Below are 13,756 nucleotides of genomic sequence, written 5' to 3'. Positions count from 1 at the left end.
CTAGCTCTCCAGTTGTTGCAAGATTCGATTAACTTTATCAAAGGTTTCCTGATACTCAGCGGCCTCTTCACTGTCGGCCACAATACCACCGCCGGCAGAACAGTATAGCGCTCCCTGGTACGCCGTCAGCGTGCGGATGGTAATACTGGTGTCCATATTGCCACACAGGCTGAGATAGCCGATACTGCCGCACCACGCGTTACGTCGCTGGGGTTCCAGTTCGTCAATGATCTGCATCGCCCGCACCTTAGGCGCGCCGGTAATGGAGCCGCCGGGGAACGCCGCACGCAACAGATCGCTGGCGTGAAGATGGGCCGGCAGCCTGGCGGTAATGGTGCTCACCAGATGATGCACCGCCGGGAAGGGTTCCACGACGAACAGTTCCGGAACCCGGACGCTACCGGGCTCGGCAACCCGGCCAATATCATTACGCATCAGGTCGACGATCATCAGGTTCTCAGCCCGGTCTTTTGGCGACCGGGCCAGTTTTTGTGCCTGCAGGGCATCCTGTTGCGGATCGGCCAGGCGCGGCAGCGTGCCTTTGATCGGGCGAGTCTGGATCTCACCTTGATGCAACTGGATGAAACGCTCCGGAGACAGGCTTAGCACGGCGCCGTCCTCGAGACGAATAAAGGCGCTGAACGGCGCGCGATTGGCACGATTTAATTGGCAAAACGCCTGCCACTCATCGCCGCGGTAGCTGGCCTGAAAACGTTGTGCCAGGTTGACCTGGTAACAGTCACCGCTGTGTAGCCAGGCCTGAACCTGGCGGAATTTCTCGCCATACTGCTCGCGGTTCATGTTTGAACGCCAGGCGGAGGTCAGGGCGAACGGCTCGGTGGGCGCGGCAGATTGCGCCTGGAGCCACTGCAGACGGGCATGCGGATCGCCGTAGCTAAGCAGCGAGACTTCCTGGCGCTGATGATCGACAATCAGCGCCCAGTCGTAGATCCCCACGGCCATATCAGGCAGGGCAATATCCGCCACGGCGTGTGTGGGCAGAGATTCAAAGTGCCGGCCGAGGTCATAACCGAACAGTCCCAACGCGCCGCCGAGGAACGGCAAATGGGGATGCGCCACAGGCGTTAATCCACGTTGATCCAGTTGCGTTTGTAACAGCGTCAGCGGATCTTGCGTCGACTGGATCCGGGTCCGGCCGTCATCGACTACGGTTGTCCCGCCGCACGTAAGCAGCGTGGCGCACGGATCGGCCACGATGATGTCAAAACGGTTATGGGGATGGTCGGCAAAACCGGAATGCAGCAGCATGGCCCATGGGGCGGTGCTTAACGGCGTAAAGTAGCGCTCGGCAGCATCCGGGTGCCAGGGCAGAGTAATAATAGCGGGGGACAACATCTTCCTCGATCCTAAGCGTTGCCGTCCTCTGGAATCTCAGATGGGCGGCATGAAATAATGACGCCACACAATGTAGCAGGAGTGAGTTATGTTTGCAGGTTTACCTTCGCTGAGCCACGAGCAGCAGCAAAAAGCGGTAGAGCGTATCCAGGAACTGATGTCCCAGGGGATGAGCAGCGGTGAAGCGATTTCGCTGGTCGCCAATGAACTGCGCGCCAGCCATACCGGTGATCGGATTGTGGCGCGCTTTGAAGATGAAGACGAAGACGAATAATTACAGTGCGGCGATAATTTTAATTTCGACTTTGTATTCCGGCTTCATTAAGGCGGCCTGGACGGTGCAGCGCACCGGGGCATGGCCGGCCACAACCCACGCGTCCCACGCATGGTTCATCGCCGCGAAATCGCTTTTATCCGCAAGGAAGATGGTGGCATCAAGAATACGCGACTTGTTGCTGCCCTGTTTTTCCAGCACGGCGTCAATTTGTGCCAGGGTGTTCGCGGTTTGCTCAAACGCATCCGCTTCGAGGTTTGCCGGCACGCCGGTGTAGTAAATGGTCTGGTTGTGAATTACTACATCAGACCAGCGGGCTTCAGCATCGATACGCGTAATTGTCATTATCATTTCCTTGGTTTCATTCCATCAGACTGCGGGCAAGACTGCCATAATGTGCCGCTTGCGTCACTACCCGGACTGGTGAAAAGGTCTGCTGCCTGACATAATCACTGTCCAAATCACCAGGGGGTATTGTGATCGACGATTTTGCAGCAGACGGCCAGTTGGCCAAAGCGATTCCCGGATTCAAACCACGCGAACCGCAGCGCCAGATGGCGATCGCGGTGGCTGAGGCCATCCAACAGGCGCAGCCGCTGGTGGTGGAAGCGGGGACCGGTACCGGCAAGACGTACGCCTATCTGGCGCCTGCGCTGCGGGCCAATAAGAAGGTGATTATCTCCACCGGTTCGAAAGCGCTGCAGGATCAACTGTACAGTCGTGACCTGCCGACGGTAGCAAAAGCACTGAAGTTCACCGGCAAACTGGCGCTGCTTAAAGGGCGCTCGAACTACCTGTGTCTTGAACGCCTGGAGCAGCAGACCCTGGCCGGCGGCGATCTCCCGGTGCAAACCCTGAGTGATGTTATTTTGCTGCGTTCGTGGTCAAACCAAACCCTTGATGGCGATATCAGCACCTGCGTCAGCGTTGCCGAAGATTCTCAGGCCTGGCCGCTGGTCACCAGCACCAACGATAACTGTCTCGGCAGCGACTGCCCGGTGTATCAGGACTGCTTTGTCGTCAAAGCGCGTAAAAAAGCGATGGATGCCGATGTGGTGGTGGTGAACCATCACCTGTTCCTCGCCGATATGGTGGTGAAAGAGAGTGGCTTCGCCGAGCTTATCCCTGAGGCGGAAGTGATGATCTTCGATGAAGCCCATCAGCTTCCCGACATCGCCAGCCAGTATTTTGGCCAGTCGCTCTCCAGCCGCCAGCTGGTGGATCTGGCAAAAGACATCACCATTGCCTATCGCACCGAGCTGAAAGATACCCAGCAGCTGCAAAAATGCGCCGATCGCCTGGCCCAGAGCGCGCAGGATTTTCGTCTGCAGCTCGGGGATCCCGGCTACCGGGGCAATCTGCGCGATCTGCTGGCGGACAGTCATATCCAGCGCGCGCTGTTGCTGCTCGATGATGCGCTTGAGCTCTGTTATGACGTGGCGAAACTGTCGCTTGGCCGCTCGGCGCTGCTTGATGCGGCTTTTGAACGCGCCACGGTTTATCGTGCCAGGCTGAAACGCCTGAAAGAGATTAACCAGCCGGGCTTTAGCTACTGGTACGAATGCACTTCCCGTCATTTTACCCTGGCGCTCACCCCGCTGACCGTGGCGGAAAAATTCAAAGAGGTCATGGCGCAAAAATCAGGCAGCTGGATTTTTACCTCGGCCACGCTGTCGGTGAATGACGATCTGCACCACTTCACCGCGCGCCTCGGCATTGAAGAGGCGCAATCGCTGCTGTTGCCCAGTCCTTTTGATTACGCCCACCAGACGTTGCTCTGTGTGCCGCGCAATCTCCCGCTGCCCAACCAACCTGGGGCGGCGCGTCATCTGGCGGCGATGCTTAAACCGCTGATTGAAGCGAACGACGGGCGCTGCTTTATGCTGTGCACCTCACACGCGATGATGCGCGACCTGGCCGAACAGTTTCGCGCCACCATGACGTTGCCGGTACTGCTGCAGGGCGAAACCAGCAAAGGCCAGCTGTTGCAGCAGTTCGTCAGTGCCGGCAACGCGTTGCTGGTGGCGACCAGCAGCTTCTGGGAAGGGGTGGATGTGCGCGGCGATGCGTTGTCGCTGGTGATCATTGATAAACTGCCGTTTACCTCGCCGGACGATCCGTTGCTGAAAGCACGGATGGAAGATTGCCGCCTGCGCGGTGGCGATCCCTTCGACGAAGTACAGCTACCCGATGCGGTTATTACCCTTAAACAGGGAGTAGGGCGTTTGATCCGTGATATCGACGACCGTGGCGTACTGGTGATTTGCGATAACCGTCTGGTGATGCGTCCCTACGGCGCGGTGTTCCTGGCCAGCCTCCCGCCAGCGCCGCGAACCCGCGATATCCGCCGGGCCGTGCGTTTTCTCGCCGTACCGCCAGCGAGGTAATCTGGCGCAAAATGTGGTAAGCTGCGCGCCATTTTGTCAATCTGCTATAGCGAGAGCGCGACAACCCATGCGAATTTTGGCTATCGATACCGCCACGGAGGCCTGCTCCGCGGCGCTGTGGAATGATGGCACTCTTTGTGCTCATTTCGAAATTTGTCCCCGTGAACACACTCAACGTATTCTGCCGCTGGTGCAGGATGTCCTGACGGAAAGCAAACTGTCGCTGACTGACCTCGACGCGCTGGCCTTTGGCCGCGGTCCTGGCAGTTTTACCGGTGTGCGTATTGGGATCGGTATCGCGCAAGGACTGGCGCTGGGGGCCGAACTGCCAATGATCGGCGTATCGACGCTGGCGACTATGGCGCAGGGCGCATGGCGTAAAACCGGGGCGACCCGTGTACTGGCGGCTATTGATGCGCGTATGGGCGAAGTCTACTGGGCCGAATACCAGCGTGATGAGCAGGGCGTCTGGCACGGTGAAGAAAGTGAAGCCGTGCTGAAACCTGAAGCCGTCAGCGAACGTCTGCAGCAGCTCGAAGGCGACTGGGCGACCGTAGGGACCGGCTGGCAAGCATGGCCCGATCTGGCTAAGGACTCAGCGCTGACGTTAACCGATGGTGAGATTACGCTGCCGACAACAGAAGACATGCTGCCGCTGGCCTGCGTGCTGCTTGCCAGTGGCAAAACCGTTGCCGTAGAGAAAGCCGAACCGGTTTATTTGCGTAACGAAGTGGCGTGGAAGAAACTTCCTGGCCGAGGATGAATCTCAGTAATCATAAGACTGAGAGAAGGAGTCGCATCATGGCGGGTCAAAACAAAGCAGTACGTTGGTTATTAGCGGGCGCGGTTGTCGTTGCGTTAAGTGGGTGCGTTTCCGTGCCGGATGCCATTAAAGGCACCAGCCCGACGCCACAGCAAGATTTAGTCCGGGTGATGGCTGCGCCGCAGCTGTATGTTGGCCAGGAAGCTCGTTTTGGCGGCAAAGTTGTCAATATTCAGAACCAGCAGGGCAAAACCCGGCTGGAAATTGCGACGGTCCCGCTGGACAGCGGCGCCCGGCCGGAGCTGAATGAGCCTTCGCGCGGGCGTATATACGCCGATGTGAATGGCTTCCTCGACCCGGTAGATTTCCGCGGCCAACTGGTCACCGTCGTCGGCCCGATTACCGGGGTGGTGGACGGCAAAGTCGGCAGCACACCGTATAAATTTATGCTGATGAATGCGACCGGCTACAAGCGCTGGAACGTCGTGCAGCAGGTGGTGATGCCGCCGCAGCCGATTGACCCGTGGATGATCGGTCCGCGCCCCTGGGCTTACGGTTATGGCGGCTGGGGCTGGTACAACCCAGGCCCTGCAGAAGTCAGAAATGTCGTAACTGAATGATTTTGAAGTTTTTGTAAGCCAGATGAAACAGCGGCTTGTCCGCTGTTTCGCTATTTCTGGCCTGATAAGAAAAATAAATAGTGACGCGCTTCGCAACCTGTAAAACGCCTAATTAATAAACTGGTACGCTGAGTTAATATAATGTTAACAGAATGTTTGTTGATCAGGGGCTGTGATGACGACGAATAACTATTTCAGAGGTGATGCAGTGAAAAAGGTTTGGCTAAACCGTTATCCCGCCGATGTTCCGGCGGAGATAAATCCTGACCGCTATCAATCCCTGGTTGAATTATTTGAACACGGCACCGCGCGCTACGCCGACCAACCGGCGTTTATCAATATGGGCGAGGTAATGACCTACCGTAAGCTGGAAGAGCGCAGTCGGGCTTTCGCCGCTTACCTTCAGCAGGGGCTGGGGCTGCAAAAGGGCGACCGCGTCGCGCTGATGATGCCAAACCTGCTGCAATATCCGATTGCGCTGTTCGGTATTCTCCGTGCTGGGATGATCGTGGTGAACGTCAACCCGCTGTATACCCCGCGCGAGCTTGAGCATCAGCTGAATGACAGCGGGGCGGCGGCCATTGTGATCGTCTCCAACTTTGCCCACACCCTGGAGAAAGTGGTTGATAAAACCCAGGTGAAGCATGTGATCCTGACCCGGATGGGCGATCAGCTCTCGACGGCAAAAGGCACGCTGGTCAATTTCGTGGTCAAGTACATCAAACGGCTGGTGCCGAAGTACCACCTGCCTGATGCCATCTCTTTCCGTAGTGCGCTGCATAACGGCTATCGGATGCAGTATATCAAGCCGGAAATTGTCTCTGAGGATCTGGCTTTCCTGCAGTACACTGGCGGCACCACCGGCGTGGCCAAAGGGGCGATGCTGACCCACCGTAACATGTTGGCCAACCTTGAACAGGTTAATGCGACCTACGGCCCGCTACTGCACCGTGGCAAAGAGTTTGTCGTCACCGCGCTCCCGCTGTACCACATCTTTGCGCTGACCATGAACTGCCTGCTGTTTATTGAGCTTGGCGGGCAGAACCTGCTGATTACCAACCCACGTGACATTCCGGGTCTGGTGAAGGAGCTGGCAAAGTACCCGTTCACCGCAATGACCGGGGTGAATACGCTGTTCAATGCTTTGCTGAACAACAAAGAGTTTCAGCAGCTTGATTTCTCCTCGCTGCACCTTTCTGCCGGCGGCGGAATGCCGGTGCAGCAGGTGGTTGCCGAACGCTGGGTCAAACTCACCGGGCAGTATCTGCTGGAAGGCTACGGCCTGACCGAGTGCGCGCCACTGGTCAGCGTGAACCCGCATGATATTGACTATCACAGTGGTAGCATCGGCTTGCCGGTACCGTCGACCGAAGTAAAACTGGTGGATGATGACGACAACGAAGTGCCACTGGGTTCGCCTGGCGAGCTGTGCGTGAAAGGGCCTCAGGTGATGCTGGGCTACTGGCAGCGTCCGGATGCCACCGACGAAATCATCAAAGACGGTTGGTTGCACACCGGCGACATCGCGGTGATGGATGATGAGGGCTTTATGCGCATTGTCGATCGTAAAAAAGACATGATTCTGGTCTCCGGCTTCAACGTTTACCCGAACGAAATTGAAGAGGTGGTGATGCAGCACTCTGGGGTTCAGGAAGTGGCTGCCGTCGGTGTACCGTCAGGAAGCAGCGGCGAAGCGGTGAAGATTTTCGTGGTCAAAAAAGACGCGACGCTGACCGAAGAGGCGCTGGTGACGTTCTGTCGCCGCCATCTGACGGGCTATAAAGTTCCGAAACTGGTTGAATTTCGTGATGAGCTGCCAAAATCCAATGTTGGAAAAATTTTACGGCGAGAACTGCGTGACGAAGCGCGCGCTAAAGTAGACAATAAAGCCTAAGGTATACAAGAGTCGCCAGACGCCGGCCACGCCGGCGTTTTTTATGGGCGCAAGTTAAGAGAGCATGATGTGAACTATCAGATGATCACCACCGACGATGAGCTACGCGCCATCTGTGAAGCGGCAAGCGGAGCACCGGCGATTGCGCTGGATACCGAATTTGTCCGTACCCGCACCTATTACCCGCAACTGGGTCTGCTCCAGCTGTTCGACGGCGAACAGGTTTCACTCATCGACCCGTTGACCATCACCGACTGGGCGCCGATGCGCGAGTTATTGCTGAATCAGCAGGTCACCAAATTCCTGCACGCGGGTAGTGAAGATCTGGAAGTGTTCCTTAACACCTTTAATCTGATGCCACAGCCGTTGATTGATACCCAGATTCTGGCAGCCTTTTGCGGTCGCCCGATGTCCTGGGGGTTTGCCTCGATGGTCGAGGAGTACTCGGGCGTTGCGCTAGACAAGAGCGAATCGCGGACCGACTGGCTCGCCCGCCCGCTGACTTCACGTCAGTGCGATTATGCTGCCGCGGATGTCTGGTACCTTCTGCCCATCGCCAGCAAACTGATGGCGGAAACCGAAGCCGCTGGCTGGCTGGACGCCGCGCTGGACGAATGTCGTCTGATGCAGCAGCGCCGTCAGGAAGTGCAGGACCCGGCTCAGGCGTGGCGCGATATCGGCAACGCCTGGCAGTTGCGTACCCGGCAGCTTGGCTGTCTGCAGCTGCTGGCAGAGTGGCGTTTACGTAAAGCGCGCGATCGCGATATGGCGGTGAATTTTGTCGTTCGCGAAGAGCATCTGTGGAACGTCGCCCGCTATATGCCGGGGAGCCTCGGCGAGCTGGACAGCCTCGGGCTTTCCGGCAGCGAGATTCGTTTCCATGGCAAAACGCTGATTAGCCTGGTGGAGAAAGCCCAGCAGCTGCCTGAATCGGCGCTGCCGGAGCCGCTGCAAAACCTGATTGATATGCCGGGCTACCGCAAAGTCTTTAAAGAGATTAAAGCGCTGGTGCAGGAAGTGAGTACCGAGACGGGGCTGAGTGCGGAGCTGCTGGCATCCAGACGGCAGATTAACCAGTTGCTGAACTGGCACTGGCAGTTGAAGAGTGGGGCGACCTTGCCTGAACTGATTTCCGGCTGGCGTAGCGATTTGATGGCCGATCGTCTGAAAGCGTTGCTGAGCGAATACCCACGCTAAGCTCCAGTCAGGCCACAGCAAATAGCCCGGATGCGTTATCCGGGCTTATTTTTTAACCGGCCCGCTAGCGTAAGGCTACCGGGTGAATCCAGCGTCAGGGCTTCGACTCTTCCGGTTCTGGTAAAGTCACGTTGAGCTCCAGAATCGAAATATCACCATCCCGTTGTTCCAACTGGACGCTGACCATTTCCGGGTCAATCTGCACATACTTACAGATCACTTCCAGAATATCTTTGCGTAACTGCGGCAGATAGTGTGGTTCAGCATCGCCGCGGCGACGTTCGGCGACGATGATTTGCAGGCGCTCTTTCGCAATATTGGCCGTGTTCTTTTTCCGCGAGAGAAAAAAGTCGAGTAATGCCATAATTTATCCTCCGAACAGGCGTTTGAGGAAACCTTTCTTCTCTTCTTCAATGAAGCGGAAAGGACGTTCTTCTCCGAGCAGACGTTCAACCGTATCGGCATAGGCCTTGCCTGCGTCTGATGCATCATCCAGAATCACCGGCTCACCCTGGTTTGAAGCGCGCAGCACGGACTGATCTTCCGGAATCACGCCTACCAGATTGATACGCAGAATTTCCAGAACGTCTTCCATGCTCAGCATGTCGCCTTTATTGACGCGGCCTGGGTTGTAGCGCGTCAGCAGCAGGTGTTCTTTGATCGGCTCTTCGCCATTTTCCGCACGGCGGGATTTAGACGCGAGAATGCCGAGAATACGGTCGGAGTCACGAACGGAGGAGACTTCCGGGTTAGTGGTGATGATGGCTTCGTCGGCAAAATAGAGCGCCATCAGGGCACCGGTTTCGATGCCTGCTGGTGAGTCGCAGACCACGAAATCGAAATTCATTTTTTTCAGTTCTTCGAGAACTTTATCTACGCCTTCCCGGGTCAACGCATCTTTATCACGCGTCTGGGATGCCGGGAGGATGTAGAGATTCTCGGTGCGTTTATCTTTGATTAACGCCTGGTTCAGTGTCGCATCGCCCTGAATCACGTTGACGAAGTCATAAACCACCCGACGCTCGCAGCCCATGATCAGGTCGAGATTACGCAGGCCGATATCGAAGTCGATAACGACGGTCTTCTTTCCCTTCTGAGCCAAACCAGTAGCGATGGCCGCGCTGGAGGTGGTCTTGCCAACGCCCCCTTTACCCGAAGTCACAACAATAATGCGTGCCATAGAAATTCCTTGTTAAAAAGGGACTAACTCAATGGTTGAATAGTCAAAGCGCTGTCACCCAAACGCAGGCGCGCCGCTTTGCCATAAAATTCGGCCGGGATGTTATCGCTCAGCCAGTATTCCCCCGCGATGGACACCAGTTCCGCCGTGAGATTTGAACAAAATATTTGTGCTTCTCTATCGCCACTCGCGCCCGCAAGCGCACGTCCTCGCATCATGCCATATACATGGATATTACCGTCGGCAATAAGTTCCGCGCCGGCACTCACATGGTTTGTAACAATCAGATCACAGTTTGGTGCATAAATGCGCTGACCGGAACGTACCGGCAGATCAATTAAACGCGTTTTTGTGACCGGAGTAACAACTGGCGGTGGCGCAACCGGCTCTGGTGGCGCCTGACGGGGCATTTTCTCTTTCCCTTCCGTCAGTAAGGGAATGCCGGTGCGGTCGATTTCCGTTTTTAGCCGGGGGATTTTGCATCCACTCACGCCCATAATCCGTAAACCGGTGCTCGCGATAGCCTCATGCATGACGCGCCAGTCAAGGTCGTTTTCGACATTGCTGATGTTCACCACCACGGGGGCATGACGTAAAAAAGCGGGAGCCTGGGCGATTTTGTCTTCTAACGCCTGACGAATAATTTCGGGATTTGCATCGTGCAAATGAACGACAGATAAGGTGAAGCTACTGCCCTTAAGTTCGATTGGCGTATTTGACATCCTGGCCTTACTCAATTTGCTGTTTATCACTCGCCGAAGTGCGGTGATATTCCGAAGACTAAAAGGCATGTTATAGTCACTGATATATTGAGGCAAGTGACCACGGGTCTAATTCCGAGTAAAACTATGTTTTGTGTGATCTATCGAAGTGCCAAACGCGAACAAACCTATTTATATGTCGAAAAAAAGGACGATTTCTCTCGCGTTCCTGCTGAACTGCTTTCAAGCTTCGGTACGCCACAACTGACTATGCTGTTACCGCTTGACGGGCGTAAGCAACTCGCCGGCGCTGACCTGGAAAAAGTCAAACAGGCGCTAACCGATCAGGGCTATTATCTGCAACTTCCTCCTCCGACTGAAAATCTACTGAAGAAACACCTGGCGGAACAGGGGAATAAATCTGATTAACCCACTGAGGGGAAATAATGTACCAACATCATAACTGGCAGGGAGCATTACTGGATTATCCGGTAAGCAAAGTGGTTTGTGTGGGCAGTAACTATGCCAACCACATCAAGGAAATGGGCAGTGTCATGCCGGAAGAACCGGTGCTGTTTATTAAACCTGAGACGGCGCTATGCGATATCCGTCAGCCGCTGGTGCTCCCTGAAGGTTTGGGTTCGGTGCACCATGAAGTGGAACTGGCGGTGCTGATTGGCGGCACGCTGCGCCAGGCAACGGACGATCACGTGCTGAAAGCGATTGCCGGCTACGGCGTCGCGCTGGATCTGACGCTGCGCGACCTGCAGGGCAAAATGAAAAAAGCGGGTCAACCGTGGGAAAAGGCCAAGGGCTTTGATAACTCTTGTCCGGTTTCCGGTTTTATCCCGGCGGCGGAGTTTCACGCTGACCCACAAAATACGGCGTTGAGCCTGAAAGTGAATGGCGAGATTCGCCAGCAGGGGACCACGGCCGATATGATCCATAAAATCGTGCCGCTGATCGCCTACATGTCACGTTTCTTTACCCTGAAGGCCGGAGACATCATCCTGACCGGGACGCCAGAAGGTGTCGGCCCGCTCAGTAACGGTGATGAACTGGAAGTGGGTTTCAACGGGCTTACGCTCTCCACCCGCGTGCTGTAACGTCCTCTTGCCGCCTTCACGGGCGGCAAAACTTGCATCAGTGTGCCAGACTGGTTATAAGGTGCACCCTGAATTGCAATGACGGACATCCCCCTATGAGCGAACAACCTTTCTGGCAGCACAAGACACTTGATGAAATGACCGACGCAGAGTGGGAATCTCTGTGCGACGGCTGCGGACAGTGCTGCCTGCATAAGCTGATGGATGAGGATACCGATGAAATATATTTCACCAACGTTGCCTGTCGTCAGTTAAATATCAAAACCTGCCAGTGTCGTAACTATGAGCGACGCTTCGAGTATGAACCCGACTGCATTAAGCTGACGCGCGACAACCTGCCGACTTTCGAATGGCTGCCGCCAAGTTGCGCCTACCGTCTGCTGGCTGAAGGGAAAACGCTGCCGCACTGGCACCCGCTGCTGAGCGGCTCGAAAGCGGCGATGCATGGCGAGCGTATCTCGGTGCGGCATATCGCGGTGAAAGAATCCACCGTGGTTGACTGGCAGGATCATATTTTAAATAAGCCTGACTGGGCGCAGTGATATCCCCCGAATTTTCATAATATAACCCCGCTACTACGCGGGGTTTTTGTTTTGTCATACATATCCAGGTGGTAACATATTTCCAGTTAAAATCACTGGAAATATAAGATGAAGAAAATCTTTCTCCTGGCTTTGAGTGGGCTGCTGCTCAGCGGATGTTCGGCCAAATATCAATCGGCAGAAGTCACCAAAAGTACGGAGCTGTTGATGAAAAATAAGGCCGTCGTTATTGCACAACCGGAAAATGGTGTGTATCAGACCACGGTCTATAACGGCTCCGGGGCGACATCAGCGCAGGCCGTCCTCGCCGCGTTTTCGCTCTACACCGATAATGCGTCCGTGGTACCAGCGTGTTCAACTTTGAGCTGCTTGAAAGAAAAGCACACGCTCCCCGAGGGGTATTACGTGGTTCCTCAGATTCTTCACTGGGAGGATCGGGCAACCGAATGGTCCGGTATTCCGGATAAAATTGAGCTAAAAATAACCGTCTATAACTCAGCAACGGATCGCGTGGTTGCTTCATCTATTCTGAGCGGAAAAAGCAAGTGGATGACGTTTGGAGGCGATCACCCTCAAGATCTGCTACCTCAGCCGATTAATCGTTATGTAGCGAGTCTGTACTAGATATTTTGCCCAGTAGCCTGCAATTACAGCAGGTTACTGGGGGGCCTGGTATTCCCTGCCGAATGAAAACACGGCGGACCAGGGTCAGGCTTTCTTCGCGTGGAACAGCCCGCTTTCACCGTCGGCGTCATCTTCGACCCAAAAGTTAATATTGAACTGTGCATCATCGCTTAGCTCAATACGGTGCCAGTATTGCGGCGGGCTGGTCGCGAACTGACCGGCATTGATGACCACTTTCACCTCTGGCTCCGTTGCCTGTTCATCGGCGAAACCGTAATAGGTTACCGTCCCCTCCATCACGCATAGCTGACCGAAAACACCCGCAGCGGTGTTGTGATGTGTCAGCAGGGCGGCAGGAACATTTTGTTTGGTAAAAAATGGGGTGGAGCGTTTTACTTTCCAGTTAGCGGGAATTCGCAAATGAGACATCATGTGCTCCTTAGTTAATGTATATAAGATGTATTTAATATGCATCTTTAAGGTGGAAGGGTCAACTCGCGGGCAAAAAAAACGCTCCCGAAGGAGCGCTTTATCAGCAATCAGTCTTAGCGACCGAAGAGATCGCGTTTTTTCGGTTTGAAAGGCTGGGCAATCAGGACCAGTACGCCTACGATCAGGTAGGCGGCGAAGATCCCCACCAGCCACTGCGGCATTTCCAGCGTCAGAAACTCCCACTGACGAACGGAGCAGTCGCCGCTGGCCACGAACATCTGCGGTATCCATTTATCAAGCGGCAGCCACGTCGGGAAGCGGGCGGCGAAATCACAGGTCTGGAACGGGGAAGGGTGCAGCTGAATCATCGTGTGCTCCCATGCCAGTTGCAGGCCTCGCAGCGCGCTGTACAGCCAGATAACCAACGCCACATAACGCAGCGGTGTTTTCGGCGCGATAGCACCGACAATCCCGGCGCCCATAATGCCCAATAGCGCACAGCGTTCGTAAATACACATCACGCAAGGTTGCAGCAACATCACGTGCTGGAACCATAACGCGACTAACTCAAGAGCGAACGCGGTTAACGCCATCAGGAGCCAGGCTCCGCGTCCCCTTGAGCACTGGTTTAAATATCGCAACATATGTCTTTTCCCTGGAACATGCTAAATCATGGCAGT

At 55.3% G+C, this 13,756-nt stretch carries 17 protein-coding genes; 10 read left to right on the top strand and 7 right to left on the bottom strand.

Going from position 1 to position 13,756, the window contains the following annotated elements; translation table 11 throughout:
* The gene (gene pabB, locus ACMYSO_RS04875; protein ID WP_434669548.1) at nucleotides 1-1,356 is read right to left on the bottom strand and encodes an aminodeoxychorismate synthase component 1; all 1,356 of its coding nucleotides are present in this window, start codon (nucleotides 1,354-1,356) and stop codon (nucleotides 1-3) included.
* Between the two features lie 88 nt (nucleotides 1,357-1,444).
* Between pabB and ACMYSO_RS04870 the strand changes: the two genes are divergently transcribed.
* Nucleotides 1,445-1,630: a YoaH family protein gene (locus ACMYSO_RS04870; protein ID WP_187042597.1), complete on the top strand. Its 186-nt coding sequence runs from the start codon at nucleotides 1,445-1,447 to the stop codon at nucleotides 1,628-1,630.
* Here ACMYSO_RS04870 and ACMYSO_RS04865 read toward each other — a convergent pair whose 3' ends face one another.
* Entirely contained in the window at nucleotides 1,631-1,975 is a 345-nt protein-coding gene (locus ACMYSO_RS04865) for a RidA family protein (protein ID WP_434669547.1), read from the bottom strand.
* A 131-nt stretch (nucleotides 1,976-2,106) separates the two neighbouring features.
* On the opposite strand from ACMYSO_RS04865, the gene ACMYSO_RS04860 reads away from it, so the two are divergent.
* The 5 genes from ACMYSO_RS04860 (at nucleotide 2,107) to rnd (ending at nucleotide 8,491) form a co-directional block, all read left to right on the top strand.
* Nucleotides 2,107-4,017, top strand: a complete 1,911-nt coding sequence (locus ACMYSO_RS04860) for an ATP-dependent DNA helicase (protein ID WP_434669546.1) — start codon at nucleotides 2,107-2,109, stop codon at nucleotides 4,015-4,017.
* A 67-nt stretch (nucleotides 4,018-4,084) separates the two neighbouring features.
* On the top strand, nucleotides 4,085-4,780 hold the full coding sequence (tsaB, locus tag ACMYSO_RS04855) for a tRNA (adenosine(37)-N6)-threonylcarbamoyltransferase complex dimerization subunit type 1 TsaB (protein WP_434669545.1): 696 nt from the start codon (nucleotides 4,085-4,087) through the stop codon (nucleotides 4,778-4,780).
* A gap of 38 nt (nucleotides 4,781-4,818) precedes the next feature.
* The gene (locus ACMYSO_RS04850) at nucleotides 4,819-5,400 is read left to right on the top strand and encodes a Slp family lipoprotein (RefSeq protein ID WP_434669544.1); all 582 of its coding nucleotides are present in this window, start codon (nucleotides 4,819-4,821) and stop codon (nucleotides 5,398-5,400) included.
* 208 nt (nucleotides 5,401-5,608) lie between these two features.
* Nucleotides 5,609-7,294: a long-chain-fatty-acid--CoA ligase FadD gene (gene fadD / locus ACMYSO_RS04845; protein WP_434669543.1), complete on the top strand. Its 1,686-nt coding sequence runs from the start codon at nucleotides 5,609-5,611 to the stop codon at nucleotides 7,292-7,294.
* An 81-nt stretch (nucleotides 7,295-7,375) separates the two neighbouring features.
* Entirely contained in the window at nucleotides 7,376-8,491 is a 1,116-nt protein-coding gene (gene rnd, locus ACMYSO_RS04840; protein ID WP_434670740.1) for a ribonuclease D, read from the top strand.
* A gap of 94 nt (nucleotides 8,492-8,585) precedes the next feature.
* Here the strand turns inward: rnd and minE are convergent, their stop codons facing one another.
* Genes minE through minC form a run of 3 tightly spaced genes read right to left on the bottom strand, consistent with a single transcriptional unit; the run spans nucleotide 8,586 to nucleotide 10,393 of the window.
* On the bottom strand, nucleotides 8,586-8,855 hold the full coding sequence (gene minE, locus ACMYSO_RS04835) for a cell division topological specificity factor MinE (protein ID WP_123754855.1): 270 nt from the start codon (nucleotides 8,853-8,855) through the stop codon (nucleotides 8,586-8,588).
* Between the two features lie 3 nt (nucleotides 8,856-8,858).
* Nucleotides 8,859-9,671 carry a septum site-determining protein MinD gene (gene minD / locus ACMYSO_RS04830; RefSeq protein ID WP_041146180.1) on the bottom strand — a complete coding sequence of 271 codons (813 nt, stop codon included), beginning with the start codon at nucleotides 9,669-9,671 and terminating at the stop codon, nucleotides 8,859-8,861.
* 23 nt (nucleotides 9,672-9,694) lie between these two features.
* On the bottom strand, nucleotides 9,695-10,393 hold the full coding sequence (minC, locus tag ACMYSO_RS04825; RefSeq protein ID WP_434669542.1) for a septum site-determining protein MinC: 699 nt from the start codon (nucleotides 10,391-10,393) through the stop codon (nucleotides 9,695-9,697).
* A gap of 126 nt (nucleotides 10,394-10,519) precedes the next feature.
* On the opposite strand from minC, the gene ACMYSO_RS04820 reads away from it, so the two are divergent.
* From ACMYSO_RS04820 to ACMYSO_RS04805, 4 genes are all read left to right on the top strand, one after another.
* Nucleotides 10,520-10,801 (top strand): YcgL domain-containing protein, encoded by a 282-nt coding sequence (locus tag ACMYSO_RS04820; RefSeq protein WP_434670739.1) that lies wholly within the window; start codon nucleotides 10,520-10,522, stop codon nucleotides 10,799-10,801.
* 17 nt (nucleotides 10,802-10,818) lie between these two features.
* The gene (locus ACMYSO_RS04815; protein WP_123754851.1) at nucleotides 10,819-11,478 is read left to right on the top strand and encodes a fumarylacetoacetate hydrolase family protein; all 660 of its coding nucleotides are present in this window, start codon (nucleotides 10,819-10,821) and stop codon (nucleotides 11,476-11,478) included.
* A 95-nt stretch (nucleotides 11,479-11,573) separates the two neighbouring features.
* Nucleotides 11,574-12,020 carry a YcgN family cysteine cluster protein gene (locus tag ACMYSO_RS04810; RefSeq protein WP_434669541.1) on the top strand — a complete coding sequence of 149 codons (447 nt, stop codon included), beginning with the start codon at nucleotides 11,574-11,576 and terminating at the stop codon, nucleotides 12,018-12,020.
* A 108-nt stretch (nucleotides 12,021-12,128) separates the two neighbouring features.
* Nucleotides 12,129-12,644, top strand: coding sequence for a DUF4823 domain-containing protein (locus ACMYSO_RS04805; protein ID WP_434669540.1), 516 nt, complete (start codon nucleotides 12,129-12,131; stop codon nucleotides 12,642-12,644).
* Between the two features lie 84 nt (nucleotides 12,645-12,728).
* Here the strand turns inward: ACMYSO_RS04805 and ACMYSO_RS04800 are convergent, their stop codons facing one another.
* Nucleotides 12,729-13,073, bottom strand: coding sequence for a DUF1971 domain-containing protein (locus tag ACMYSO_RS04800; protein ID WP_434670738.1), 345 nt, complete (start codon nucleotides 13,071-13,073; stop codon nucleotides 12,729-12,731).
* 116 nt (nucleotides 13,074-13,189) lie between these two features.
* Complete coding sequence (dsbB, locus tag ACMYSO_RS04795) at nucleotides 13,190-13,720, bottom strand: disulfide bond formation protein DsbB (protein ID WP_434584180.1); 531 nt, start codon at nucleotides 13,718-13,720, stop codon at nucleotides 13,190-13,192.
* Nucleotides 13,721-13,756: the final 36 nt, after the last annotated feature.

This window comes from Klebsiella sp. B345, from assembly GCF_051131735.1.
Lineage (GTDB): Bacteria > Pseudomonadota > Gammaproteobacteria > Enterobacterales > Enterobacteriaceae > Klebsiella.
The sequence above is the reverse complement of the archived record's forward strand: the minus strand, read 5'-3'. Positions and strand labels throughout refer to the sequence as shown.

Excerpts from the sequence above, each read along its gene's own strand:
- pabB (WP_434669548.1), bottom strand. The coding sequence starts at position 1,356 with ATGTTGTCCCCCGCTATTATTACTCTGCCCTGGCACCCGGATGCTGCC.
- ACMYSO_RS04870 (WP_187042597.1), top strand. The coding sequence starts at position 1,445 with ATGTTTGCAGGTTTACCTTCGCTGAGCCACGAGCAGCAGCAAAAAGCG.
- ACMYSO_RS04865 (WP_434669547.1), bottom strand. The coding sequence starts at position 1,975 with ATGACAATTACGCGTATCGATGCTGAAGCCCGCTGGTCTGATGTAGTA.
- tsaB (WP_434669545.1), top strand. The coding sequence starts at position 4,085 with ATGCGAATTTTGGCTATCGATACCGCCACGGAGGCCTGCTCCGCGGCG.
- ACMYSO_RS04850 (WP_434669544.1), top strand. The coding sequence starts at position 4,819 with ATGGCGGGTCAAAACAAAGCAGTACGTTGGTTATTAGCGGGCGCGGTT.
- rnd (WP_434670740.1), top strand. The coding sequence starts at position 7,376 with ATGATCACCACCGACGATGAGCTACGCGCCATCTGTGAAGCGGCAAGC.
- minE (WP_123754855.1), bottom strand. The coding sequence starts at position 8,855 with ATGGCATTACTCGACTTTTTTCTCTCGCGGAAAAAGAACACGGCCAAT.
- minD (WP_041146180.1), bottom strand. The coding sequence starts at position 9,671 with ATGGCACGCATTATTGTTGTGACTTCGGGTAAAGGGGGCGTTGGCAAG.
- minC (WP_434669542.1), bottom strand. The coding sequence starts at position 10,393 with ATGTCAAATACGCCAATCGAACTTAAGGGCAGTAGCTTCACCTTATCT.
- ACMYSO_RS04820 (WP_434670739.1), top strand. The coding sequence starts at position 10,520 with ATGTTTTGTGTGATCTATCGAAGTGCCAAACGCGAACAAACCTATTTA.
- ACMYSO_RS04815 (WP_123754851.1), top strand. The coding sequence starts at position 10,819 with ATGTACCAACATCATAACTGGCAGGGAGCATTACTGGATTATCCGGTA.
- ACMYSO_RS04810 (WP_434669541.1), top strand. The coding sequence starts at position 11,574 with ATGAGCGAACAACCTTTCTGGCAGCACAAGACACTTGATGAAATGACC.
- ACMYSO_RS04805 (WP_434669540.1), top strand. The coding sequence starts at position 12,129 with ATGAAGAAAATCTTTCTCCTGGCTTTGAGTGGGCTGCTGCTCAGCGGA.
- ACMYSO_RS04800 (WP_434670738.1), bottom strand. The coding sequence starts at position 13,073 with ATGTCTCATTTGCGAATTCCCGCTAACTGGAAAGTAAAACGCTCCACC.
- dsbB (WP_434584180.1), bottom strand. The coding sequence starts at position 13,720 with ATGTTGCGATATTTAAACCAGTGCTCAAGGGGACGCGGAGCCTGGCTC.